The organism is Peribacillus sp. FSL M8-0224 (assembly GCF_038003055.1).
GTDB classification, from domain to species: domain Bacteria; phylum Bacillota; class Bacilli; order Bacillales; family DSM-1321; genus Peribacillus; species Peribacillus frigoritolerans.
This window is the reverse complement of the sequence record NZ_JBBOOJ010000001.1, coordinates 2,848,610-2,873,083: the sequence shown is the minus strand read 5'-3', so window position 1 is coordinate 2,873,083 and position 24,474 is coordinate 2,848,610. Positions and strand designations below refer to the sequence as shown.

21 protein-coding genes and 1 pseudogene are annotated in these 24,474 nt (G+C 39.6%); 18 read left to right on the top strand and 4 right to left on the bottom strand.

Annotated features, from left to right (window positions below; genetic code table 11):
- Positions 1 to 196: 196 nt before the first annotated feature.
- A complete protein-coding gene (gene speB / locus MKX49_RS13685) occupies positions 197 to 1,171 on the bottom strand; it encodes an agmatinase (protein WP_340876775.1) in 975 nt (324 codons plus the stop codon).
- Positions 1,172 to 1,580: 409 nt separating this feature from the next.
- On the opposite strand from speB, the gene MKX49_RS13680 reads away from it, so the two are divergent.
- Complete coding sequence (locus MKX49_RS13680) at positions 1,581 to 2,927, top strand: APC family permease (RefSeq protein WP_048687571.1); 1,347 nt, start codon at positions 1,581 to 1,583, stop codon at positions 2,925 to 2,927.
- Positions 2,928 to 3,313: 386 nt separating this feature from the next.
- On the opposite strand, the gene MKX49_RS13675 is transcribed toward MKX49_RS13680, so the two are convergent.
- Positions 3,314 to 4,168 carry a MurR/RpiR family transcriptional regulator gene (locus MKX49_RS13675; protein ID WP_422121646.1) on the bottom strand — a complete coding sequence of 285 codons (855 nt, stop codon included), beginning with the start codon at positions 4,166 to 4,168 and terminating at the stop codon, positions 3,314 to 3,316.
- Positions 4,169 to 4,384: 216 nt separating this feature from the next.
- Between MKX49_RS13675 and MKX49_RS13670 the strand changes: the two genes are divergently transcribed.
- The 7 genes from MKX49_RS13670 to MKX49_RS13640 all read left to right on the top strand — a co-directional run bounded on the left by MKX49_RS13670 (position 4,385) and on the right by MKX49_RS13640 (position 9,830).
- Entirely contained in the window at positions 4,385 to 4,789 is a 405-nt protein-coding gene (locus MKX49_RS13670; RefSeq protein WP_340876774.1) for a PTS sugar transporter subunit IIA, read from the top strand.
- A complete protein-coding gene (locus tag MKX49_RS13665; RefSeq protein WP_340876772.1) occupies positions 4,789 to 5,259 on the top strand; it encodes a PTS system mannose/fructose/N-acetylgalactosamine-transporter subunit IIB in 471 nt (156 codons plus the stop codon). Before MKX49_RS13670 ends, MKX49_RS13665 begins: the two co-directional genes overlap by 1 nt.
- Positions 5,260 to 5,298: 39 nt before the next feature.
- Positions 5,299 to 6,885: a PTS system mannose/fructose/sorbose family transporter subunit IID gene (locus MKX49_RS13660; protein WP_340876770.1), complete on the top strand. Its 1,587-nt coding sequence runs from the start codon at positions 5,299 to 5,301 to the stop codon at positions 6,883 to 6,885.
- A 9-nt stretch (positions 6,886 to 6,894) separates the two neighbouring features.
- Positions 6,895 to 7,596 carry an N-acetylmannosamine-6-phosphate 2-epimerase gene (locus MKX49_RS13655; protein ID WP_340876768.1) on the top strand — a complete coding sequence of 234 codons (702 nt, stop codon included), beginning with the start codon at positions 6,895 to 6,897 and terminating at the stop codon, positions 7,594 to 7,596.
- 365 nt (positions 7,597 to 7,961) lie between these two features.
- Positions 7,962 to 9,239 (top strand): Glu/Leu/Phe/Val family dehydrogenase, encoded by a 1,278-nt coding sequence (locus MKX49_RS13650; RefSeq protein ID WP_048687572.1) that lies wholly within the window; start codon positions 7,962 to 7,964, stop codon positions 9,237 to 9,239.
- 34 nt (positions 9,240 to 9,273) lie between these two features.
- Positions 9,274 to 9,564 (top strand): SAV0927 family protein, encoded by a 291-nt coding sequence (locus tag MKX49_RS13645; protein WP_034307765.1) that lies wholly within the window; start codon positions 9,274 to 9,276, stop codon positions 9,562 to 9,564.
- 17 nt (positions 9,565 to 9,581) lie between these two features.
- Positions 9,582 to 9,830, top strand: a complete 249-nt coding sequence (locus tag MKX49_RS13640) for a hypothetical protein (protein ID WP_048687574.1) — start codon at positions 9,582 to 9,584, stop codon at positions 9,828 to 9,830.
- 76 nt (positions 9,831 to 9,906) lie between these two features.
- On the opposite strand, the gene MKX49_RS13635 is transcribed toward MKX49_RS13640, so the two are convergent.
- Positions 9,907 to 10,647, bottom strand: coding sequence for an IclR family transcriptional regulator (locus tag MKX49_RS13635; protein WP_048687575.1), 741 nt, complete (start codon positions 10,645 to 10,647; stop codon positions 9,907 to 9,909).
- A gap of 175 nt (positions 10,648 to 10,822) precedes the next feature.
- Between MKX49_RS13635 and MKX49_RS13630 the strand changes: the two genes are divergently transcribed.
- From MKX49_RS13630 to MKX49_RS13585, 10 genes and pseudogenes are all read left to right on the top strand, one after another.
- Positions 10,823 to 11,701, top strand: a complete 879-nt coding sequence (locus MKX49_RS13630) for a dimethylarginine dimethylaminohydrolase family protein (RefSeq protein WP_340878548.1) — start codon at positions 10,823 to 10,825, stop codon at positions 11,699 to 11,701.
- Positions 11,698 to 13,314, top strand: coding sequence for a M20/M25/M40 family metallo-hydrolase (locus tag MKX49_RS13625; protein WP_340876767.1), 1,617 nt, complete (start codon positions 11,698 to 11,700; stop codon positions 13,312 to 13,314). The genes MKX49_RS13630 and MKX49_RS13625 overlap by 4 nt, the downstream gene beginning before the upstream one ends.
- A gap of 166 nt (positions 13,315 to 13,480) precedes the next feature.
- Entirely contained in the window at positions 13,481 to 14,824 is a 1,344-nt protein-coding gene (locus tag MKX49_RS13620) for a YfcC family protein (protein ID WP_340878546.1), read from the top strand.
- Positions 14,825 to 14,866: 42 nt separating this feature from the next.
- A complete protein-coding gene (locus tag MKX49_RS13615) occupies positions 14,867 to 16,057 on the top strand; it encodes an amidohydrolase (protein WP_340876766.1) in 1,191 nt (396 codons plus the stop codon).
- A gap of 189 nt (positions 16,058 to 16,246) precedes the next feature.
- The gene (locus MKX49_RS13610) at positions 16,247 to 17,008 is read left to right on the top strand and encodes a dimethylarginine dimethylaminohydrolase family protein (protein WP_340876765.1); all 762 of its coding nucleotides are present in this window, start codon (positions 16,247 to 16,249) and stop codon (positions 17,006 to 17,008) included.
- Positions 17,009 to 17,062: 54 nt separating this feature from the next.
- On the top strand, positions 17,063 to 18,478 hold the full coding sequence (locus MKX49_RS13605; protein ID WP_053535493.1) for an amino acid permease: 1,416 nt from the start codon (positions 17,063 to 17,065) through the stop codon (positions 18,476 to 18,478).
- A gap of 180 nt (positions 18,479 to 18,658) precedes the next feature.
- A complete protein-coding gene (locus MKX49_RS13600; protein ID WP_340876764.1) occupies positions 18,659 to 19,201 on the top strand; it encodes an SRPBCC domain-containing protein in 543 nt (180 codons plus the stop codon).
- A gap of 138 nt (positions 19,202 to 19,339) precedes the next feature.
- Positions 19,340 to 19,677, top strand: a pseudogene (locus tag MKX49_RS13595) (VOC family protein).
- 599 nt (positions 19,678 to 20,276) lie between these two features.
- The gene (locus MKX49_RS13590) at positions 20,277 to 21,413 is read left to right on the top strand and encodes a YibE/F family protein (protein WP_406593518.1); all 1,137 of its coding nucleotides are present in this window, start codon (positions 20,277 to 20,279) and stop codon (positions 21,411 to 21,413) included.
- Positions 21,413 to 22,189 carry a YibE/F family protein gene (locus tag MKX49_RS13585; protein WP_063593937.1) on the top strand — a complete coding sequence of 259 codons (777 nt, stop codon included), beginning with the start codon at positions 21,413 to 21,415 and terminating at the stop codon, positions 22,187 to 22,189. Before MKX49_RS13590 ends, MKX49_RS13585 begins: the two co-directional genes overlap by 1 nt.
- Before the next feature lie 316 nt (positions 22,190 to 22,505).
- Here MKX49_RS13585 and MKX49_RS13580 read toward each other — a convergent pair whose 3' ends face one another.
- On the bottom strand, positions 22,506 to 24,338 hold the full coding sequence (locus tag MKX49_RS13580) for a sigma-54 interaction domain-containing protein (protein WP_340876761.1): 1,833 nt from the start codon (positions 24,336 to 24,338) through the stop codon (positions 22,506 to 22,508).
- Positions 24,339 to 24,474: the final 136 nt, after the last annotated feature.

Genomic DNA, 24,474 nt, shown 5'->3' with positions numbered 1-24,474 from the left:
CTGGAACATTTTTAAAGAAAAAAGACTGTAGACAAATTCACTTTCTTCAAATTTGTCTACAGTCTGAGCATCTGTTTTCATAAACTGGTGCTTTTTGAATTTCAGGACTTTTTTATTTTGTACTTAGAGTTTTATATCATTAGCTTGGTTCTATCTGATCGATTAACAGTATCGGCCTATATGGCCAGTGTTTGTCCTATAAACTTTTTTCGGCTGAATTCTCCTTTTCTTGTTCTTCTTCTTCTTTTAGTTGTAAGGCTACTAGACTGGCAAAGTCATGAATGATGGTGGCTGCCAATAGTGATGTAATTTGTGTTGGATCATACGGCGGGAGGACTTCCACCAGGTCGAACCCAATAAAGTTGAATCCTTGCAGAGAGCGTATCATCTCAAGGGTTTCAAAGCTATTTAGACCGCCGACCTCCAATGTGCCAGTTCCAGGAGCGCAGGATGGATCGACAAAATCAATATCAAATGTCAAGAAACATGGTGTATCCCCAATGGTTTTCTTGACTTCCTTCACGACATCTTCGATTCCTCTCTTCTTCAGCTCGGGCGTAGTTATCACATTGTACCCTAGTTCTGTACTGGAATCTAAATCTCCTGGATGATTGAGCGTACCTCTGATGCCAATCTGGAAAACTTTATCCGTTTGGAGCAAACCTTCCTCATATGCACGGATAAACGGGGAACCATGCCAGTATTTTTCTTCGTAATAAGTATCCCAGGTATCTGTATGTGAATCAAAATGAAGAAGTGCAACAGGACCGTGGATTTTTGCGGCTGCTCTTAGATTAGCCAATGTTACTGAATGATCTCCTCCGATGCCTATTGGAATGATGCCGTTTTTCATCAAGTCTGACATAGCCTTTTCAATTAACTCATAGCTTCGATGTATATTATGGGGAATCACCGAAACATCCCCGATATCAATTGCATTACATTCGTCAAACGGAAATACCTTGTGAATGGGATGATAAGGAAACAACGTCATGGATGCTTGGCGGACTGCCTGTGGAGCAAACCGGGCTCCTACCCTGAATGAAGCAGCTGTATCAAAAGGCATACCTACCACTGCCAATTTGGCATTTTCTCTTGTAGAAGGTAAGCGCATAAATGATCCGGTGGTACAAAACTCTGGTTTAACATCAGGTGATAAAGGATATTTCATTTTTCTATTCCTCCATTTTCTTATAACTATAGTAGTTTTGAAACTCATTAAATGAATTCCTATAGATGATTAATCATGCAATTATCATGCCAAGTCACTGTGAGTGATTTAATGAGGGTTTTTACAAGATAACATGGGCTTTGTGTATGCAAAGGCGAATAAGTTATGGGAAATTGAATCGTCAATGAAGAGATGCTGGAAGACTTCATATCTGTGAATCAATCAATTGCGGGTAAGAATACAGGAATTAAGGCGTTTTTCGTTTGTCGAAATAAACCGAAATCATGTGGCACAGAAATTGCATAAAGGTATACAGGTAAAACTTTTAAAAAAGAGGGAGGCATGGGGATTATTCTAGTTAAGAAATTGAACTCACTAGTTTGAAAGCGGTTTCAAGGAGGAATGATAGGTGGAAAATGAGGTTACATTGAAAAGATCACTGAAATTATGGCAAATCGTAATGATGGGGTTAGCATATATGACCCCCATGGTTGTATTTGATACATTCGGCATTGTATCTGGGATTACGGGCGGCCATGTGCCGACTGCTTATATCGTTGCATTGGTGGGGATGCTTTTTACAGCTGCCAGCTATGGAAAACTTGTAAAGGTTTTTCCTGCTGCAGGTTCTGCCTACACTTATACGCAAAAGGCGATAAACCCGCATTTAGGATTCCTGGTAGGATGGTCCTCGTTGTTAGACTATTTGTTTTTACCTATGGTCAATGCATTGTTGACCAAAATTTATCTGACAGCATTATTTCCAGGAGTTCCTACATGGATTTGGGTAGTATTATTCGTAGCAATCGTCACCATTCTCAATCTCAGGAGCGTCAATGTACTTGCTAACTTTAATGCGCTTTTTGTTTTAATTCAGATTGCCATCATGGCAGTGTTCATCATTCTTGTTGTCAAAGGTTTGAATGATGGGGAAGGTACAGGAGAAGTGTTTACATTAATGCCTTTCGTAAATGAAGGGATGGACTTCTCGGCCATAATAACCGGGGCTACGATCCTTTGTTTTTCCTTTTTGGGATTCGATGCGGTAACGACCCTATCTGAGGAAACGCCAGATCCGAAAAAAACGATACCAAAAGCGATATTTTTAACTGCGCTATGGGGTGGAATCATCTTCATTACCGCATCTTTCTTTATTCAGCTCTTTTTTCCGGACATATCCCGTTTTAAGGAACCGGATGCTGCATTACCTGAAATCGCCCTTTATGTAGGCGGGAAGCTATTTCAATCCATTTTTCTTTGTACGACTTTCGTCAATACGCTAGCCTCTGGACTAGCATCGCATGCCAGCGTTTCCCGTCTTTTGTATGTTATGGGCCGTGATAAAGTGTTTCCGGAAAAATGGTTTGGATTCATTCATCCTAAGTGGAAGACACCAGCGATTAATGTACTCATAGTTGGAGTCATTTCAATGTCGGCTTTATTCTTTGATTTAGTGACAGCAACGTCACTGATCAACTTTGGTGCATTAATGGCCTTTACCTTTGTAAATCTTTCAGTGATCAGCCATTTTATCATTCGGGAAAAGGAGCACCGAACGGTAAAGGGGTGTATCAAATACTTAATTATGCCTTTAATTGGAGCTATAGCAATTGGCATTCTATGGATCAACCTTGAGGCAAGTTCCCTAATAATGGGGACAAGTTGGTTCATTATTGGTTTTTGTTATCTATTATATATCACAAAGGCATTCAGGAAGGCACCGCCCCAATACCAAGTTGAAGAAATTCAGCTATAAGACTTTGCAAGGAAAAACGCATCCGATAAGGATGCTTCAGAATGTAGACAAACTCGATGAAAATCGAGTTTGTCTACATTTTTTTTTGGCTTGTACAAATTTGGACGTTAATTTCCACTTCAGGCACTCGCTTTCCGCGGGCGGTCCGGGAGCCTCCTCGGCGCAATTGCGCCTGTGGGGTCTCCCTTAGACTCGCTATTCCCGCAGGAGTCTCGCACCTTCCGTTCCAATCAACTATGTTTAAAATTTTAGATGGAAGCTCCTTTTGTCTACAAACTGACGCATCCGATAAGGATGCGTCAGTTTGTATGCAATCCTGAAATGACTATGAATTAATACATATTCACGCCTCTAACGAAATGTAGTAAAACACATCCTTAAGCAGGCTATCTTCTTAGACGTAGAATTTCTTCACGTGCTTTTTGATATTTATCTATGGTTTTTTTATCGATTCGATGAAAAACACTTAAGTAAAGAGCATCAACCATGTTAAGTTGCATGATTCTAGATGCTATACTACCGATTCGTTGATCATGTTCGATGTCAGGAAAACAAAGTTGTATACTTGCTATTTTCAATAAAGGAGACTTTGTATAAGCGGTTATTGCCAATACTGGTACGTTTATCTTTTTCGCATATGAAGCCATCTCCAATATATCTTTTGTTTTTCCGGATGTGGAAAAAATGACCAATGCATCTTCTGGTGTGAAATTGGAAATATAGGAAATCACTGTATGAAAGTCAGTGTTCATTCCTGTAGTAACGCCAAGTTTAGCAAATTTATTACTAGCATCCAATGCAGCAGTAGAGGAGCCCCCGACACCAAAAAATGCAATTTTCTTTGCTAGGCTTAAGCATTCTACTGCTTTTTCAAACTCTTTTTTGTTAAGAGTTTGTACTAAAGAGTCTAAAGCAAATTTATTGCTCATAGTTACTTTTTGGAAAAGTTGATAGGGCGTATCATTTTCACGCAGTAAAGAAAGATCATTAATGTTGGCATTATTTGAACTCATTTCTTTCACCAATGTATGTTGAAAGGTTTTAAAGCTGTCTATACCCATTCTTTTACAAAAACGCACAACACTAGCTTGGGAAACATTTGCGTTGGTTGATATTTCAGAAATCGTGTAAGTTTGCACCAAATCTGCATGGTCCAATATATATTTGGCTACTTGCCGTTCAGCACGAGACAAGGAATCGGCTTTTTCATTTATTTTTTGTAATAAAGTTAAGCTCATGATATGTCCCCTTTATTAAATATTTTATTAAATGATGTAAATCCCTATTGTTTCATTTATATCATAAATGAAATGTTTTTTGCACATAATGCAAAAAAAAATGCCATAAAAGAAATTTTATTTCTTATTTTATTAATAAAAACTTGATTTTTTAATTCTTTTTTAATAAGATGAGTTTGTGTGAATATTCAAAAAAATATGTTATAAGGAGGAGATAGTTTGAATCGGGCCATTTTACTTGTAAGTCATGGGAATTTAGCTTCGACTATGAAAGACTGTGTAGAGCTTATAGCAGGGAAACAGAATCAACTCTTTGCATTAAGCATGGATGATCAAGTAACGTTAGATTCATTTGCAAGAGAACTGGAATCGGCAGTCAATCAATTGTTGGATTGGTACAAAGAAATAATCATTCTGGCAGATATTAAAGGGGGTACCCCATGCAATGCAGCTACACTTCAAGTGTTGAAAGATAGCCGGGTACAAGTAATCGCTGGTTTTCATTTAGGTTTAGTTATTGAATCTTGCCTTTCACCTGTAAGTCCCGAAGAGCTTATAGCTAATACCTCTATGAGTATTAGCTATATAAACTCTACAGTTAACCCCATAAAGGAGGAATTGTAATGAGTATCGTTGTTACCCGTATCGATGAAAGACTCATACATGGGCAAGTTGCTTATTCATGGAGTGTTGCTTATCAAGTTACAGAATTTATTGTAATTGATGATAGGGTTGCAACCGACCCTACACAACTTTTGTTACTAAGCTTGGCAGTACCTTCGGGGAAAAGATATGCTATCCTTTCTGTCGAAGATGCAGTCAAATATCTGGTTGAGCAGTCTGATCAGGAAAAAACGTTTATTGTAGTAAAAAGTCCTCGAGTCCTTTTATCTCTCATTGAAAAAGGTATCATTCTGCCTTCTATAAATGTAGGTGGCATGTACTATAAAGCAGGAAAACAGGAAATAAGTAAAACAGTCTATTTGGATGAAGAAGATAAATCTACTTTCCTCAAGATTAGAGATCACGGGATCCCTTGTGAGATCAGAACCTCTCCTAATGATAAATCGATTGATTTATTCACCAAGATTTAATGGTCGAAAAGATAGTCAGTGTAAAAAGGGGGAGGAAAAGTGGAAATTGAGTTAATATCAGCGATTTTGTTAAGTGGTTTTGTTGCAATTCTCATGACCGAAAATTATGGATATGGATATTGGATGATTAGCCGTCCCATTTTTGCTGGGCCATTGTTAGGACTAATGATGGGAGACCTACAGACTGGATTGATTGTAGGGGCCAGTGTGGAATTGATGTTTATGGGGGTCTTGCCCATTGGAGGTAGTGTTCCTCCTAATGCACAAATTGCTGGTCTAATGGGGACTATTTTCGCGATTAGTGCTGGGGGGAAGCCTGAGGTTGGAATTGCTCTGGCATTACCAATCGGTATTTTAGCACAATTTTTAATCATGCTAGCTTGGAATTTTAATATTTATCTAGTGCATCGGGCAGACAATGCTTTACAAGAGCTAAATCTAAAAAGGGCAGAACGGCTTCACCTTTTTGGAATAATCGTTTTTTTTACAGTTATGTTCATTCCAACTTTTTTAGCCGTTTATTTTGGTAGTGAATTTGTAAATAATATCGTAGGCTCAATGCCTTCTTGGTTTATGGAAGGATTAAAGATTACAGCAGGAATCCTACCCGCAATTGGAATGGCCATGCTCCTGAAAATGATGAACTTCAAGAAGTTTTGGTCATTTTTCCTAATTGGATTTGTTCTGGCAGTCTACTTGGAACTAAATGTACTTTCGATAGCCTTTTTGGGTCTTGGAATCGCGGTCAGCATTACAGCAGTGGGAACGAAAGGAAATGATAGTGGAATTTCCGGTGATTCCCCCAGCAAGAGTACAGCTAAAACGACGATTCTGACAAGGAAAGATTTAATGAAAACATTCTTCCGCACTTTCTTCAGTATGACGTCTATAAATTATGAGCGTTATGGCAGTTTAGGATTCTGCTATGCGATATTGCCGGCACTCAAAAAACTCTATCCAAATAATCAGGATTTAAAAGAATCGGTTGTTCGTCATAATGAATTTTTTAACTGCCATCCGTATACTTCCAATGCCATCATAGGTGTTACTCTTGCACTTGAAGAACAACGAGCACAAGGTAATCCCATCACATCTGACACAATTTCTTCTACGAAAGCCGCATTGATGGGACCGCTCTCTGGAATTGGCGATTCTGTTTTTAAAGCAACTTTTATGACCATTTTTGCTGCAATCGGCGCTGGTTTGGCGTTGGATGGAAATTCACTTGGACCCATTATATTTATTGTGCCAAACGTCTTGCTCAATATTTTTTCTCGTTACTACGGTATTGTCTATGGGTACCAGTTTGGGATAAGCCTAATCCTAAAAATGAAAGACTCTGATGTGCTAAATAAGTTTGTTCAGGGAGCTACTATTGTAGGATTAATGGTAACAGGATCAATGGTAGTGAATTTTGTTAAAGTGGCCGTGGCTGCTAAATGGAACTTTGGTGGAAAAGAAATAAATTTACAAGAACTTCTTGATTCAATTTTACCTGGGCTTTTACCCCTCCTCTTAACACTTGGTTTCTTATGGGCATTACTTAAATATCAAAAAGCTATCTACTGGTTAATCCTCCTTTGCTTTATGGTAGGATTAGCTGGTAAATTCTTGGGGGTTTTTTAGGTGGCAATTATGGATAAAAAAAACGTACTGGAATCTATTAAGAATGGATTGATAGTTTCGTGCCAGGCTAGAAGGGGATGGCCGATGTATGGGGCGGAAATCATGGGCGCATTAAGCAAGGCTGCAGAAAAGGGAGGCGCAGTTGGTATTAGGGCTAACGGGCCAGAAAATATTAAAGCGATTAAAAAGGTAACAAAATTGCCTGTATTAGGTATTCACAAGCAATGGACCGAAGAATGTGAAGTATATATTACTCCTACCTATGAAAGTGCTATAAGCATTATTGAGGCTGGAGCGTCAATCGTAGCATTAGACGGGACTCAACGAAAGCGCCCTAATGGAGAAACGTTAGAAAGAATCATAGGTAAAATCAATAGTGAGCATCCCAATATTTTAGTAATGGCAGATTGTGCGACTTATGAAGAGGGACTAATCGCAGAAAAATTCGGTGCTGATATAATATCAACCACATTGTGTGGGTATACAGAGGAAACAAAATACGTGAAGGAGGTTGATTATGACCTTATTCGAAAACTCTCTTCTGCCTTAAATATCCCCATCTTCGCTGAAGGGCATATTCATACGAAAGATCATGCTAGAAAAGCTATTGAAAGTGGTGCTTTTGCAGTCGTAGTAGGAACGGCCATTACTCGCCCGGAAATTATCACAAAAAGGTTTGTAGATGAGTTAAACCTGTTGGTTGGTAAATAGAAGTTTCAATATATATTTAGAGTATTTTTTTAAGCTGAACAGTTGGTTCCTAGGATTGACTGCCGTTGATTAGATTTGTACCATCATTTGGCATCTGCTACAGATCAACACTTTCTTTTTCAGGATAAACAAAAAAAGAGCACTCAATGAATGTTTATACATTTATCTGGTGCTCTTTTTTGTATTTAATCATCCCTTTTTACATATGCAAATCTGAATTGCTTATGAATTAATACATATGTCTTGATGATTGTATGTGTGATATGGATGAGGGCAAATGGCGGTATGGTGCTATTCATACAATATCCTCAAAGCTGGCATGAAAGTTGCTTAATAAGTAATAAGAATAAAAGAGAGGTGCTAAAATGACAGAGAAAATTAAGGTTATTGAAAAACGTCAATTGGATAATCCATTGCAAGAATTCCAGGATATCTTAAAAGAAGCGATTCATGTTTTGGACTATCCAGAGCAGGTTTTTGATTTTCTGAAAGCGCCAATGCGTTTTCTGGAAGTCTGTATTCCTATTCAAATGGATAATGGCGAGACAAGGATGTTTCAAGGGTATCGTGCTCAACATAATGATGCAGCCGGCCCAACGAAAGGGGGAATCCGGTTTCACCCGGATGTCACTCCTGAAGAAGTTAAGGCATTGGCCGGATGGATGAGCTTGAAATGCGGAATAACCGATCTTCCATACGGAGGGGCAAAAGGCGGCATTGTGTGTGATCCCAGACAGATGAGTTCATCTGAGCTTGAACGATTAAGCAGAGGGTATGTCAGGGCAGTAAGTCAAATAGTGGGCCCTACAAAAGATATCCCGGCACCAGATATGTATACGAATTCACAAATCATGGCCTGGATGCTGGATGAATATGATCACATCAGGGAATTCGATTCACCTGGCTTCATTACAGGAAAGCCTCTGAGATTAGGAGGATCGAAGGGCAGGGAAAAAGCCACTTCCAAGGGCGTATTATATACACTTCAAATGATTTGTGATTTAAAGGGGATTCCTATTGAAGGCATGCGGGTAATCATCCAGGGATTCGGGAATGTTGGCAGTCATTTAGCATTGTATTTACATGAAATGGGGGCTAAGGTTGTCGGAATAGCGGATGAACTTGGAGGTTTATATGATCCGAATGGATTGGACATTCCTTACCTTTTGGATAACAGGGACTCTTTTGGGGTCGTTTCGAACTTATACAAAGATTCATTATCCAATCAAGAATTATTGGAAAAAGAGTGTGATGTGCTGATCCCCGCAGCCATTAGCGGAGTGGTGAATAAGGATAATGCAAAACGACTAAAATGTGAAATCCTGATTGAAGCAGCAAATGGGCCGACGACAAAGGAAGCGATCAAGATTCTCGATGATAAAGGTATAGTGCTAGTCCCGGATATTTTGGCGAATTCAGGAGGTGTGATAGTCTCGTATTTTGAATGGTGCCAGAACAACCAAGGTTATTACTGGACGGAAGAGCTTGTAGATGAACGATTGAAGGAAAAGATAACGGCCAGCTTTTTGAATGTCTACCATACTTCACAAAAATATTCCGTGAACATGAAAGTGGCTGCTTATATTGAAGGGATTCGCAAAATAGCGGAAGCATCCCAGCTTCGGGGGTGGATCAGGTTCTGAACGAATTATGGTTTACAAGAAAGGAGGCAATCCGTTGAATTTTGATATTCTTTCCGAAAATAAAGAAAACCAGGCTATTCATCATTATTGCTTATTGTCACAAGATTATAGATATGATGTAACCATTGTATATTCGGCCCAGTTTTTCGGTAAAGCAATGGTGACTTCCATGCAAAGCGGAAGAATGATCCTGCTTTGTGCCAATGATATTAATTTGGATCAGTACTGGGCTCCGACCCTTGGCATTGAACAAGAAGATATATCTGAGTTCCAAAACTTTCTTAGGTTAGTTTTACAAACCCCATTTCATTTTGAAGAATACTGAAGGAAGGAATGATGTAAATGTACGTTGATGTGATTCTTAGCCCTTGTGATGGCAGGGTTGAAAAAATTTCAATATCCAAAAATTCAAGATTTTACGAATGGGAACAATTATTTCAGATTAAGAAGGCAGATGGAAGTGTGGAAATCATTGATATTGGTGTCAGCGGGAAAATTGAAACTTTGGAGGTATTGGAGGGCGAACCCGTGGTGGCCGGCGAGGTCCTCGCCTATTTTAAAGAAGATTTATTTGTGACCGGCAGCGATTAATATAAAGCGAAAAGAAGATGAAATGATTCATCTTCTTTTTTGGCTTATTCGATAATCCTCCACTGCTCTCTTATTTTCATGGTCCCCTATACCCCAATTTTGCAGAAACCCGAGTGCCAGTTTCCATCACATTCTTAATGAGGAAATCTAGTCTATCATCTGTCAGGTTAAAGCTGACAAAGCCAATGCTCACCGCACCGTGAACTTCCCCAAAATGGTTCAATATCGGCACGGCAACAGAACATGTACCCTCTGTTCTTTCACTGTGACTGATTCCATGTCCCTTCTTTTTAGTCTCTTGCAATATATCCCAAAAAGCTGCTCTTTCTTGAGTTGGCAGAAGAGCATCTACGATTTTTTTCGTTTGATTATATGGCATATAGGCGAGCATCGCTTTATTGGCAGCCCCGATATGCATAGGTACACGTGAGCCAAGCTGGTCATAAACCCGGATTTGGCTTTTTTCACTGTCGATTCTTTCGATAACGAGTGATTCCATACCGATTGGTTGGCTTAGATAGACGCTTTCCTCCACTTTGTTCATCAGCCTTTCGAGTTCAGGCCTTATTTGACTAATGTAATCCATTTTGTCATACATGCGTAAACCATATTCGAGCCAAATATTCCCCAAACCATATTGTTTGGATTGCCCGTCCTGTTGAATTAATCCATGCAAGGACATTGCCTTTAACAAACGATGCATGGAGCTGACAGGAAGATCACATTCTTGGGAAAGTTCCGTAATTGACAGCCAGTTTTCCGAAGAATTGGATACCAGCACCTTTATAACGTTCATGGCGCGGTCAATTGATTGCATATACAAACCACCTATCTTTCCATACAAGTTAAATAAAAAGTTAATTTATTTGAAAATTTAAAACATATTGACATTATACCAAAACAAAATTTATAATAAAAGAAAAATTCCTATTAGCGGAAACGTTTTCCACTATGCGGAAAAGGAGGGGGAGGCAGTGACATTTTGTTCGTCCATGTACAAACCATTGGAACGTGTCATTGTAAAACATCCGAAAGAAGCTTTTATTAGTCAAGAGCATTTAAGCCAAACATGGGAGAACTTCAATTTTTTGGAAGAGCCAGATTTCAACGAAGCGCTAACGGAGTATGGTGACTTTATATCCATTTTGGAGAAATATGTCCCAAACATCGATTATTTGCCAGCATCTTCGGTAGTTGGCATTGACTCCTTATATGCGCATGACCCAGTCAAATTCACTAGCCAAGGGGCCATTATTTTAAAGTCGGGGAAAGAATCGAGGCAGCCTGAAGCGACTGTATACAAGGAATACTGTAAGGAAAAGAACATCCCGATCATTGGATATTTAGCGGGTGATGCGGTCGCGGATGGCGGTGATATCGTTTGGCTTGATGATAAGACCTTGGTTGTCGGGCATGGTTATCGTACAAACGCTGAAGCCATTCGGCAATTAAAGGAAATGACCGCACATCTTGTGGATGAATTCATCGTAGTTCAGCTTCCGCATGATCAAGGAGAGGCAGAGTGTCTCCATCTCATGTCTTTCATCAGCATGGTCGACCATGATTTAGCGGTAGTTCATTCCCGCCTTATGCCTGTCTTTTTCAGAAAACTGCTTATTGAACGAGGCATTCAGCTTATCGAAGTGCCGATTGATGAGTACTTGAACTTGGGTTGTAATGTGCTTGCCATTGCTCCGCGGGTTTGCGTGATACCTTCTGGTAACGCTTACACGAAGCAAAAGCTTATTGATGCGGGAGCGACAGTTTATGAGTACAAAGGAACTGAAATCAGTTTCAAGGGAACTGGAGGTCCTACCTGTTTAACCTGCCCGGTGGTGCGTACAAATATTGATGAAGGGGGATTGAAATGAGTCAATTACTATGGGGTACTCCAGAAACGCTCCGTGCTTTGTTGTGTGAACTTGTTAGCTGGGAAAGCCGGACTCTTACACCAGGGGAGCGAACGTTCCCTTATAAAGTGCAAGAGAAATTAAGGGAGCTTGATTATTTTAAAAGGAACCCGGCACACTTATCGCTTCACGAGGCAGATTTAGGAAGGAATTTTGTCAATGCCTTTTATAAACATCCCGATAGCAAGGAGACCGTAGTATTAATTAGCCATTTTGATACGGTTCATACTGAAGAATACGGTGACCTTGAGTCTCTTGCATTTCAACCAGAGGAGCTCACGAAAAAACTTCATGATAGGAAAGATGATCTGCCGGAAGAAGCGCGCATTGATCTGGAATCAGGAAAGTACTTGTTTGGTAGAGGAACGATGGATATGAAAATGGGGCTTGCCCTTCATATGGCTATCATCGAAAAGGCAAGCATCGAACAATGGCCGATCAATCTCCTGCTGTTAACGGTCCCGGATGAGGAAGTGAATTCTGCGGGAATGAGGGCTGCAGTTAAAGAACTTGTGGCTTTACGTGATAAATATGACCTTTCCTATAAAATGTTTTTTAATAGTGAACCGTCCTTTTCACAGAAACCGGGTGATAATAATCATTATATTTATTCCGGAACTTTGGGGAAAATCATGCCCGCTGCCCTTTTTTATGGGAAAGAAACTCATGTAGGCGAGCCATTAAAGGGCATAACCGCTAACTATATAGCCTCGTTTCTCACGCAGCTCATGGAGTGGAACACTCTTTTTCTGGAAAGTGACCTTGGCGAGGAAACACCTTTACCAGTATCGCTTCAGCAAAAAGATCTAAAACTACAATATTCAACACAGACACCTTATCGGGCAGCCGCGCTTTATAATGTGTTCATCATGAAAAGAACAGCTGCAGAAATAATGGATTTATTCGAGCAGGTTGCGAACGAAGCAGCGATGAAATGCAATGAATCTTATAAAGAACTTTGTCTGCGTGAACAAATTGAAGGTGTAGGCGAAGTACAAGTATTGCGCTACGAAAAGTTACTTTCATATGCCGAGGGCAAATTTGGCGGGAGTTTTGTTCAGCAAATAAAGAGTGAAGTTAAAGGAAACAAGGATTTGGATGAACGGGAAAAATCAGTGCGGATCGCTGAAAAATTGATGATACAATGTCAGGAGCTTTCACCCGCCATTGTATTGCTGTTCGCACCGCCATATTATCCAGCCGTCAATTCGTCCGATGATCCGCTTATCATCGAATCTGTGAAATTAATGAAGGAAACGGCCAGAAAGTTTGATGAAGAAGTCAGACAAATTCATTATTTTAATGGCCTTTGCGATTTAAGCTATGTTCAATATACTGATGACTCTGACGGCTGGACGGCTTTTGAAAAAAATACACCAGTCTGGGGCGATACTTACAGCATTCCTTTTGCCGATATGCAAAAACTTCAGGCACCCGTACTTAATGTGGGGCCATTCGGCAAGGATGCCCATCAGCGTACTGAGCGCCTTCACATCGATAGCGCCTTTGTCCATACGCCCGTTTTGCTTGAGAAGTTAATAATGAGTATGTTTAAGTGTTTGGTTGAGAAGTGATGGTCCGACAGGAAAACTGGATTAATAGTATTAAACTTTAACTGGGGGTTTTAATATGAATGACCTGCCTAATGGTCCAATCACTTCCGAGCCGCTTAATCAGAATAATAAGCCACTTAACCAACTAACGGAGTTACCGGAAAAAGGGATAAATCCTTTTGTATTAATGTTTATCGTAATTGTGATAGTGACGGTTCTAACCTATATCTTACCCGCAGGCCAATATGAAAGAATTGAAAAGGATGGCCGAAGTGTAGTCGATCCCACTTCTTTTGAATTCGTAGAATCAACACCTGTGGGATTATTGGAAATGTTCAGCAGCATTCACGCAGGGATGATTGAAGGAGCGTCAATTATCTTGTTCGTCTTTTTGTTTGGCGGAGCACTGGGAATCATGCAGGCAACAGGGGCACTGGATTCTTTCATTAAGTTTGTGGCTGTCCGATTCGGAACAAAAGAAAAATTGCTTATTCCGTTGATGGTATTAATCTTCGCATCATTAGGGACACTGATCGGCTCTGCTGAAGATGCTTTAGTTTATATCGCCATCATTGTTCCGATGACGATCGCATTAGGGTTTGATGCACTTACTGGTTTTGCGATCGTCATCCTTGGAACTTTGGCGACTGGATTCATTTCGGGCATTACGAACCCATTTAATGTTGGAGTTGCCCAAAGCATTGCAGAATTGCCCATGTATTCGGGAATGGGATTGCGGATCGCTCTTCTTGCAGTGTTTTATGTCGTTACAGTATTGTACATCTATTTCCATGCAATGAAGGTAAAAAGAAACCCTGAACTGGGGGAGTATGGGAAATTCAGGCGTGAAGAACATGGACAACTTGATAAAAACTTTAGGATGAGCAAAAGACATAACGCTGCTTTAATTATTTTATTGGTGAATTTCATCCTATTAGTCTATGGAGTTATTAAATTAGGATGGTATATAAGTGAAATTGGCGGCTTGTTTTTATTAAGCGGGATCATAATGGGCCTAATCGGAGGCTTGACTCCGTCCAAGATGGCTAATGGTTTTATTTCAGGAGCAGGCGATATGGTTTCCGGGGCATTGATAATAGGTGTTGCTCAGACAATCTTGGTCATCATTACAAGTGGCGGTTTGCTTGATACCATTTTATATTATGCTGCAGGATTGGTTGAGCAGCTTCCTCCCGCCATAAATGCAATCGGAATGTTCATTGTCCAATTATTCCTTAACTTCATTGTTCCATCAGGAAGCGGACAAGCAGCATTGACGATGCCGATCATGGCTCCATTAGCGGATTTAATGGGTGTGACAAGACAAACGGCAGTTTTAGCTTTCCAATTAGGGGATGGGATTTCGAATATGATATTCCCTACTTCTGGAGTGCTATTGGCTGGACTGGCAGTGGCAGGCATATCATTTACGAAATGGGTAAAATGGGTATTTCCCTTTCTTTTGATTCAGGTTGCCGTAGCGATTATCTTTTTGATCACTGCTCAAAGCATACAGTATGGCCCTTTTTAAAGATCTAAAAAATCTGAATATTGGCACTACAAGGAGGCGTTTATGATGAAGACAATACAGGAGACAGTTGTGGATGAAGTGATTTCATGGAGACGTCATTTTCATGAAAATCCGGAGCTCTCGTATCAGGAGCACCAGACTTCCGAATTCATCTATAGGAAATTAAAAACCTTTACAGGATTAGAAGTGACGAGACCTACCGAAACGAGTGTTTTAGCGGTTCTCAAAGGCGCAAAAAAATCACCCCGAAAATCGTATACCATTTCCTTTCGTGCAGATATTGATGCACTCCCGATTGAAGAGGAGGCAGATATTGAATATAAATCAAAAAATCCAGGGGTTATGCATGCATGCGGACATGATGCACATGCTGCGATGTTATTAGGTGCTGCAAAAGTCCTCTCCGGGAAAAAAGAAGAGATTAATGGAGAAATCAGGTTTATTTTCCAACACGCCGAAGAGGTTCTGCCAGGAGGAGCTCAGGAATTGGTGAAAAAAGGGGTCATGGAAGGAGTGGATTATGCATTTGCACTGCATGTTACTCCTTATGAACGAACAGGAACCATATGTTTAAGGGAAGGGGTATTCTGTGCAGCAGCCGATGATTTTGAAATTAAAATCATTGGGCAGGGCGGTCATGCGTCGACTCCGGAATTAACGGTAGATCCGCTTATCATTGGTGCAGAAATAACGACGAATATTCAACATATCGTTTCCAGAAAAATTTCAGCTCTTAGGACACCTGTCATTTCAGTCACCCAGTTCCATTCCGGAAGTGCGCTGAATGTCATACCTGAATATGCAGAAATCGGCGGTACCATTCGATCCTTGGACTCTGATAGCCGAGTGAAAGCAAGGGAGTATCTAGAGCAAATCGTTAAGGGGATTTCAGAAACGCATGGGGCAAAATGTGAAGTCACTTGGTATTTAGGGTATCCAGCGGTGGTGAATGATAAAGCTGCCGTTGATATTTCAAGAACGGTCATGGAAGGTATTTTTGAGGAAAATAATATCATCCAGGTTGATGATCCCATGTTTGGGACAGAAGATTTCTCGGCTTTTTCCGAAATCGTTCCCTCTTCCATGCAATTTCTAGGCGTCCATGATAATGAATTTGGAAAAGCTTATCCTTTGCACCATCCTAAATTTAAAGTCGATGAGAAGGCTTTAGGGTATGGAGTAAGATATTTTGTAGGAATAGCGGATAACTTATGCGGTCATCAAAATAATTGAGAAAGCATGGGCTAAGAAGAGACACCCCTTATAGTTAAGAAAGGCTTTCGGTTGTCTCTTCTCTCTACCATGCCTATATATCTATAATTTCCGCTTCTGGAATAAACGAAACTCCATTTAAAGTACGGCAGGAGCATAAAGGTATTCCACATTATAAAAAGATAAACTACCTATTTAGGAGGAATATATATGTTTAATCACGCGATTGTAAGAAAGATTGGAAAAAGTTTTGTAAATGGCTTAACAACATCGGATTTAGGAAACCCGAATTATGAAAAAGCGCTTGTACAACACGAGGCTTATGTAGAAGCATTAAAACAATGCGGTGTGAAAGTGACCGTTCTCGAATCGGATGAGAGGTATCCTGATTCCACGTTTGTGGAAGATACCGCGGTGTTGACGCCAAAATGTGCCCTTGTAACCAATCCTGGAGCAGAAAGCCGGAATGGTGAAATTAATGAAATGAAAGAAGTTTTAAAGGACTTTTATGACACAATCGAATATATTCAATCTCCAGGTATGTTAGATGGCGGGGATGTAATGCAAGTTGAGGATCACTTCTATGTTGGCCTTTCAACCAGAACGAATGAAGCCGGTGCTCTGCAGTTCAAAGATATTATGGGGAAATATGGATATGATACGACCATCATTCCCCTTAAGAAATTCTTTCATTTAAAAACGGGTGTCAATTACCTGGGAGACAATAATTTATTAGTGGCAGGGGAATTCATTAATCACGAGGCTTTTTCCAGCTTCAATCAAATAACCGTAAAACAGGAAGAAGAATATTCCGGTAACTGCGTCAGAATGAACGACTGCGTTATTATCCCTAGAGGATTTGAGGGTACAAAGAAAAAAATTGAAGAATTGGGATACACAGTGATTGAAGTGGAAATGTCGGAATTTCAAAAACAAGATGGCGGCCTGAGTTGTCTTTCATTGAGGTTCTAAGATGGTTTTTGGGAGAAGGCATATGCTTACTAGATAAAATAAGGACGTGATTATATGGGGTATGGACTGGAGAATAATGATCAGCTGCAACGCTCAATGAAAAGACGCCATTTATTTATGCTTTCACTCGGCGGCGTTATTGGTACAGGCCTTTTTTTAAATGCTGGCTATACAATTAACCAAGCGGGGGCAGGAGGAGCCCTGATCGGTTATCTAGCAGGCGGTCTTATTTTGTATATGGTCATGGTCTGCCTTGGAGAGCTGGCCGTTCATATGCCGGTTACAGGATCATTCCAAAAATATGCTGCCGAATATATTGGGCCTTCCGCTGGTTTCTCTCTAGGATGGATGTATTTCGTAGGCTCAGCCGCAACTGCAGGAGTTGAGTTTACGGCAGCAGGAATATTGATGAAACAATGGTTCCCCCATAGTCCTACCTGGATTTGGTGTGCTTTGTTCATAGTGCTTTTATTTACATTGAATGCATTAACGACAAGAGGTTTTGCAGAGGCGGAATATTGGTTCGCTGGAATAAAAATCGTTGCAGTGATTTTGTTTATCTTGATTGGAATCGCTGGTATCTTTGGTTTTGTCTCTTTATCTGATCGTCCAACCCCATTCTTCGAGAATTTGGCACCTTCTGGTCTATTTCCAGCTGGCGGCATTACAATTATCTTTGTGACAATGATGAATGTAATATTTTCTTATCAAGGCTCAGAACTTATAGGAATAGCGGCAGGTGAAAGTGAAAAACCTGAAGAAAACATTCCTAAAGCCATTCGAAACGTACTATTTAGAATCATTGTTTTTTACATTTCATCCATTATCATCCTTTCCGCCATATTCCCTTCTTCGGAATTAGGTTTATTGGAAAGTCCTTTTGTAACTTTGATGAAGATAGCGGGGATTCCTTATGCAGCAGGTATCATGAATTTCATTATATTAACAGCCATTCTTTCAGTGGGGAATTCATGTCTTTATGCATCTACAAGGTTGCTTTGGTCGATGGCCCATGATGGGATGGCACCAAAAGTGTTTGGTCTATTATCCAAAAGGAAAGTGCCCTTGAATGCCCTTCTATTTACAATATGCTTTTCGCTTCTCTCGTTATTGACTAGCTTCATTGCTGCGGATACTGTGTTCGTGATACTAATGTCCATAGCGGGTATCTCCGTCACGATTTCATGGATGGGAATTGCTTTATCGCAATATATGTTTAGAAAGAAATTTATTAAAGCGGGTGGCAAAACGGAAGACTTACAATACATAGTACCGTTTTACCCATTCGTCCCGTTGTTTTGTTTAGGCTTTTGTTCGCTGATTCTAGTATTCCTTGCCTTTGACCCCACTCAAAGAGTTGGACTGTTTTATGGAATAGGATTTTTGGTAGCCTGTATATTATTCTATAAATTTAAATTGGCTAAGAAAGCAGAATCGAACACGAACTTGGAAAATGAAAAAATATTGTAATAGAGTCCCTATAATGATTGCCCGTTCGTATAAAAGGTTAGCCAGTTATTACTGGTTGACCTTTTTTTAATCTTGTAGCTGCGGTCACTTGATGATTATTTACTGAATCGGGAGGGGAATACTGCATTTTGACGAAATAGAAGGAATATCATATTACGAAAATAGGAAGGAGGAATGGAAATGTCTGATAACAAAGTGACTAATAACATGACAACGAGTATTGAGGGGCGGGATCTCGTCATGGAGCGTAAATTTGACGGGCAGCGGGATCTTGTTTTTAAAGCATTTTCAAATTCTGAGCATTTGGCTGGATGGTGGGGACCGAGTGGATGGCAAACGGAAAATCGGGAGTTTAATTTTAAGCCTGACGGCGTATGGCATTATTGCATGCGGTGCACAGATGAAAACCAAGGTGAATTTTATGGCCAAGAATCTTGGGGGAAAGCTGTTTATCAAGAAATAATCGTACCCGAGAAGATTGTCTTAACGGACATGTTTGCAGATGAAGGAGGCAACGCAGCCGACGGTATGCCAGTTACACTGGTAACTTTGACGTTTGTTGAACACGAGGGTAAGACAAAACTCATCATGCGTTCTCGATTCGCTTCAGCCGAGGGGCTTCAGCAAGTAATGGGAATGGGTATAGTCCAAGGATGTGCCTCACAATTTTATCGCCTCGACGACCTTCTGGAAAGCTTCAGGAGCCGTGGTAAAAAGGTATAGGTGCTATTTAACAACTCCGTGTCATATGAACTGAACATATGCGATTCTTACTTAAGCAGGATCGCTTTTTTATTATGCAGCTAAGGACAATGAAGCATGTGGGTAGAAGGAAAAGAAAACTTAAAAATGGGGGAAGTAATGAAAATCAATCACATAAATTTAACTGTTAATGATGTTACAGCTTCAGTGAGTTTTTAGAAACATACTTTGGATTGACATGTGCAGGAAGCAGGGGAGATGGGTTCGCTGCAATGAAAGATGATGATGGTTCCATAGTGACTCTGATGAAAGGAAGCAATGTACAATACCCCAAAACTTTTCATGTTGGATTCATACAAGAAAATGAAGAACAAGTTAACAGGATCAATCAGCGGTTGAAGGAGGATGGATTCAAGGTAAAACCTCCACAACATTTACACGGATATACTTTCTACGTAGAAGCACCCGGAGGATTTAACGTTGAAGTACTGTGTTAAAAGTATATGGAGATGAAATGCCGTTTTCTAAAGATGAATTAGGTGGAGAAATGAAAAAGATGGTAGTAAAAGTGCTAAAAATGCTGGATTTACACAAAATATTACTGCAATGGAAATGCAAGAATTTGTTCAAAATCAATTGATGGAAAAAAATGAAAATACCTACATTTATTGCAAACTAGGGAAATTCCAAAATTGGAGTGATGGAAGTAATCATGCTCCAGAAATCCACCAAGCATCTCTGAGATACTAGATTTTAAAAAGATCTTCAATGTATTCTTGAATCATTTTACTAAACGATAATTATACGAATTTTAGGGCAATACTACTTAGGAAATTGTAGTATTGCCCTTAGTTTTTCACAACTGATGGTATTGACAATGAAGTGAGAAAATCAGGAATGAAGGGGCTTGACAAGTATTTTATGAAATTACATCCTACCGGGGAGACGTTAAGGTGGTAAATCGGACTTTGTTTTCGCAAACCAAATTCATTCATGATAAGATAAATAAAATCAAATACTAATAAGGCGGGGTGGAGCCAATCAATTCTGGCTCCTCCCTGCTTTTTTTGCCCACCCGATATTTGGAGGTTTTATTTTGAATGTTATCGTAAATAAATTTAAAAAAATGGGATACAAGCAGGTTTCTTTGTACGCCGTCATAGCACTTTGTTTTGTCTTGTCTGTTATCTTTGTTCATCACAATTATTCATTCTATGAACGACCAATAGCCAAAGTCATCAAAACAAATCTGGAAAATACAACTGAATTGAATGATATGTATCAAAATGAAGATCGACTATTTACCCAGAGTATAATAGCGGAAATACAAAATGGAGAAGAAAAAGGAAAGCTAATTCATTTAAAAAATGAATATTCCTCATCCGGAGCTTTTGATCAAGAATATCGAGTTGGAAATGATTTATTTGTTTCGATTGATACGAAGACTAAAGAAAATTCAGAGTTAACTGGAACAATAAAAGACGTAAAACGTGATAAATTTGTGTTGATTGTAGCATGGGTTTTTATCTTTACATTACTTATCGTTGGAAAAAAACAAGGCCTGCTTTCAATTATTAGTTTGGCAGTCAATGCCATATTATTGTCATATGCATTAGATTTTTATTTGAATACATCAAACATTGGTTTGGTTTTGATTTGCAGTATAAGTATCATACTATTTACGGTCTTTTCTCTTTTACTCGTTAATGGTTTTAATGAAAAAACCTATGCAGCGGTGATTGCGACACTGTTAGGGACTTTTTTATCGCTGTTCATTGCTTATCTTGTTATGTGGTTAACTTCCGAAAAGGGCCTTCGATATGAAGAGATGCAATTTATCACTCGTCCTTATAAAATGGTGTTTTTGGCAGGGTTATTTATCGGTTCTTTAGGAGCTGTAATGGATATAGCCATTACCATGTCTTCTTCGATTTTCGGGTTGTATGAAAAGAATAACCACATATCAGTAAAAGCACTTAAAACTTCAGGATTAGAGATTGGAAAAGACATTATGGGGACCATGACAAATATTTTGTTTTTTGCCTATATAAGTGGTTCCATTCCTATGATTATTTTGTATTTGAAAAATAATTCTGCATTGGGATTTACCCTTTCCATGAACCTAACATTGGAATTGGCCCGTGCTCTTGCAGGTGGTATCGGAATTGTGTTAACTATCCCGATCGGTCTATATGTCTCTATTTTTTTCATTAATCGAAAGAGGGAAAGATAATGAATGTATTAGTGTTGCTAGCGTTTATACTATTTATATTAATGATCTTGATTGGCGGAAAAAAAGGGGCACGTTCATTTTTTGCTTTGTTCCTAAACTTTGGTGTGTTACTTTTCACCATCATTTTTATGACCAATCCATATATTGATCCGTATATCGTAACATTGATTGCATGTACGGTGATTAGTTATATTAATTTATTTTTCATTAACGAAGTGAACAGTACAACAAAAACAGCATTCATTTCTACTATTATCACGATTGTTATTGTACTCTTTTTTATTGTCATTGTGACGGAAAATGCGATGATACAAGGTTTCGGTGAAGAAGAAATAGAAGAGCTTAGCATCTTTTCCCTTTATATTGGGGTGGATTTTGTTAAAATTGGAGCTTCAGTAATTATTATGAGTACTATTGGCGCGATTATCGATACAGCCATGGCCATTGCATCTCCCATGCGAGAAATGTATCATCACCATCCATCCATTAGCAAGAAGGAATTATTCACATTTGGATTGAGTATTGGGCGGGATATTTTAGGGACATCTACGAATACACTATTTTTTGCTTTCTTTGGAGGCTATTTGGCATTGCTTATATGGTTTAAAGATTTATCCTATTCTGTTGGAGAAATAGTAAACTCAAAAATATTCAGTGCTGAAATGATCACAATATTTTGTGCTGGAACAGGAGTAGCCCTGATAATTCCTATTACAGCCTTGATAACTGCTTATTTTTTGGTGAAAAAAGGAGAAAATAAAGAGAAAGTTATATAGGTTTCATGGCAAAAAAGCTTATGGGCACTCATTTGTATAATCGGAATAAGTCTTTGGTTTTTTGCAAATGATTATCCATATTCTTCTCCATACGCTTAACCGTTTCATTTTTGAGGGCGGTTGGTGAAGGAACAAGATGCCATATTGCCTATATATGCTTACTGCCATTTTAATTCCTTCATAACGTTCATGATGTATATACGGTTTGATAATAACGAAAAAGCTGACTGCAGAAGCCCGTTCAAAACGGCTCCTGTAATCAGCTTTTCTCTTTTTACCCAGGGCTCCAATTCGATAATGGGACTGCATGCCGAAATCAAACATGTATGTTTAGTTGTTTACGGAGACGCTGCATTTCTGAATTGAAATAGGCTTTGCTGTAATCACATCCGACAATAGCTACGATATTGCCTTCATCATCGATGATTGGCGCAAAGCTTGTTTTCCACTCACCGTACCTGTCTTCGTATATGGGAGTAACACCCGCTTTACCATTAAACGCTTGGTAAGCGACATTGACCATTTCCGGGGGACCCATATATTCTTCCCCCGGTTCAATTACAAAGCCTTTGTCTGCAACGAGGTGAATCAGACGTCCATCCTCCGTCATGATAAATATAAAGACCCATTCAATTACGCCTTCCTTTTCTTGAATCATGGTAAGTTTTTGTTTTAATTTCTGGGAATAGGAAGGTTGACGGTTCATATTTTTTTGTAGACTGATTACCTCTTCAGCTGGAATGATAGCTGCGGTTACAACGGCAATGGATCGAAGCCGCTGGTTTATTTGTTCTTCTAAAATGGCCCGTTTATCCACTGGTGAAAAGCTTGCCTCTTCCATTTTATTTCGTAATTTTTTATATTTCCTGCTCATCGTCGGCTGGCTGACTTCCAATACCTTTGCCGCCAGTTTCAATGATTTATATTGTTCCATCGCCATGTTGATGAGTTGTTCTTCCACAAGGTCAACTGCTTCCTGCAAAGGCATTAGGAAATCGATGACGGGTAGTGAAGGGGGGTTGGGCTCTTTAAATGGAAGCACCTCTTTAACCAAAGCAACATCCACTTCCGGTATTCCGCTAGTAATCACAAGTCTTTCAACTGTATTTTCAAGTTCTCGCACGTTACCGGGCCATTGATAGATGCAAAGCAAGTCGATTGCATCCGGGGTGAACGCTACCTTTCGATTGTACAGTGTATTGTACTTTTGTAAAAAAAACTGAACCAGGTGGGGAATCTCATCCACACGATTTCTTAGCGGCGGAAGATGGATAGGCACGACATGAAGACGATAATATAAGTCTTCTCGGAATTCACCTTTTTTCACCATTTTTTCGAGCGATTTATTTGTTGCGGCAATCACTTGAATGTCAACAGGGTGTGAGGTCGAACTTCCAATTGGTGTGACGACTCGTTCCTGAAGGACACGAAGCAGTTTTACCTGTACGTTCAGCGGTAACTCGCCCACTTCATCCAAAAATAAGATACCTTTATGGGCCAGTGTGAATTTTCCCTTGGCGCCTTCTTTCCGTGCGCTGGTAAAAGCCCCTTCTACATAGCCAAACAGTTCGCTTTCTATCAGGTTTTCCGGAATGGCGCCGCAATTGACAGGTATAAATGGTCCGTCGCTTCTATTACCCATATTATGTATGGCCCTGGCTGCTATTTCCTTTCCTACACCGGATTCCCCCAATAAAAGGACGGTTGCGCTGACATCACAAACCATTTGCATTTTATGCAGAACATCGAGCATCGGTTTACTGCGGATCACAAATGGAAAAGTTGGCTTTTTCGATTCCAATAATGGTCCCGATTGCCCCCTTGATGTATCTGGATATGAGTCTTTAATTTCTTTGTAAGCCCAGACCCATGCCCCGGATTCAATCGGGTATGCCGTCATCAGCAGCTCATGCCCCTGCCATGAGGACTGCATGAAAGATCTTTTCTCATTTTTGCCCATTATCTCTTCTGCCAAGCTTGTAGAAAATAAATCTTGTTCAACATCCTTGATGGAACCACCGACAATAGCGGATTTGATTGTATGGAATAAGGTATTCCCTGTTCCGGTCGATTTCATGATGGTGCCATTTTTATCTGTCACAATAAGCTGGTCGTAAATAGACAAGAGTGCAGAGGTGAAGTGATCCATTTATGTCTACCTGCCTTTCATTTAACTTACTAGTTTCATATTACAGAAATTTCACAATTGTTCAATAGTTTCAGAAATGAATATTCTTCCTATTGAAAACCCTGTTAGCATAGTGCTTTCTGATTGGCATGGTTAT

Excerpts from the sequence above, each read along its gene's own strand:
- MKX49_RS13610 (WP_340876765.1), top strand. The coding sequence starts at position 16,247 with ATGTTTAATCACGCGATTGTAAGAAAGATTGGAAAAAGTTTTGTAAAT.
- MKX49_RS13620 (WP_340878546.1), top strand. The coding sequence starts at position 13,481 with ATGTTTATCGTAATTGTGATAGTGACGGTTCTAACCTATATCTTACCC.
- MKX49_RS13605 (WP_053535493.1), top strand. The coding sequence starts at position 17,063 with ATGGGGTATGGACTGGAGAATAATGATCAGCTGCAACGCTCAATGAAA.
- MKX49_RS13585 (WP_063593937.1), top strand. The coding sequence starts at position 21,413 with ATGAATGTATTAGTGTTGCTAGCGTTTATACTATTTATATTAATGATC.
- MKX49_RS13655 (WP_340876768.1), top strand. The coding sequence starts at position 6,895 with ATGGATAAAAAAAACGTACTGGAATCTATTAAGAATGGATTGATAGTT.
- MKX49_RS13615 (WP_340876766.1), top strand. The coding sequence starts at position 14,867 with ATGATGAAGACAATACAGGAGACAGTTGTGGATGAAGTGATTTCATGG.
- MKX49_RS13580 (WP_340876761.1), bottom strand. The coding sequence starts at position 24,338 with ATGGATCACTTCACCTCTGCACTCTTGTCTATTTACGACCAGCTTATT.
- MKX49_RS13640 (WP_048687574.1), top strand. The coding sequence starts at position 9,582 with ATGTACGTTGATGTGATTCTTAGCCCTTGTGATGGCAGGGTTGAAAAA.
- MKX49_RS13600 (WP_340876764.1), top strand. The coding sequence starts at position 18,659 with ATGTCTGATAACAAAGTGACTAATAACATGACAACGAGTATTGAGGGG.
- MKX49_RS13625 (WP_340876767.1), top strand. The coding sequence starts at position 11,698 with ATGAGTCAATTACTATGGGGTACTCCAGAAACGCTCCGTGCTTTGTTG.
- MKX49_RS13630 (WP_340878548.1), top strand. The coding sequence starts at position 10,823 with ATGTACAAACCATTGGAACGTGTCATTGTAAAACATCCGAAAGAAGCT.
- MKX49_RS13650 (WP_048687572.1), top strand. The coding sequence starts at position 7,962 with ATGACAGAGAAAATTAAGGTTATTGAAAAACGTCAATTGGATAATCCA.
- MKX49_RS13635 (WP_048687575.1), bottom strand. The coding sequence starts at position 10,647 with ATGCAATCAATTGACCGCGCCATGAACGTTATAAAGGTGCTGGTATCC.
- MKX49_RS13665 (WP_340876772.1), top strand. The coding sequence starts at position 4,789 with ATGAGTATCGTTGTTACCCGTATCGATGAAAGACTCATACATGGGCAA.
- speB (WP_340876775.1), bottom strand. The coding sequence starts at position 1,171 with ATGAAATATCCTTTATCACCTGATGTTAAACCAGAGTTTTGTACCACC.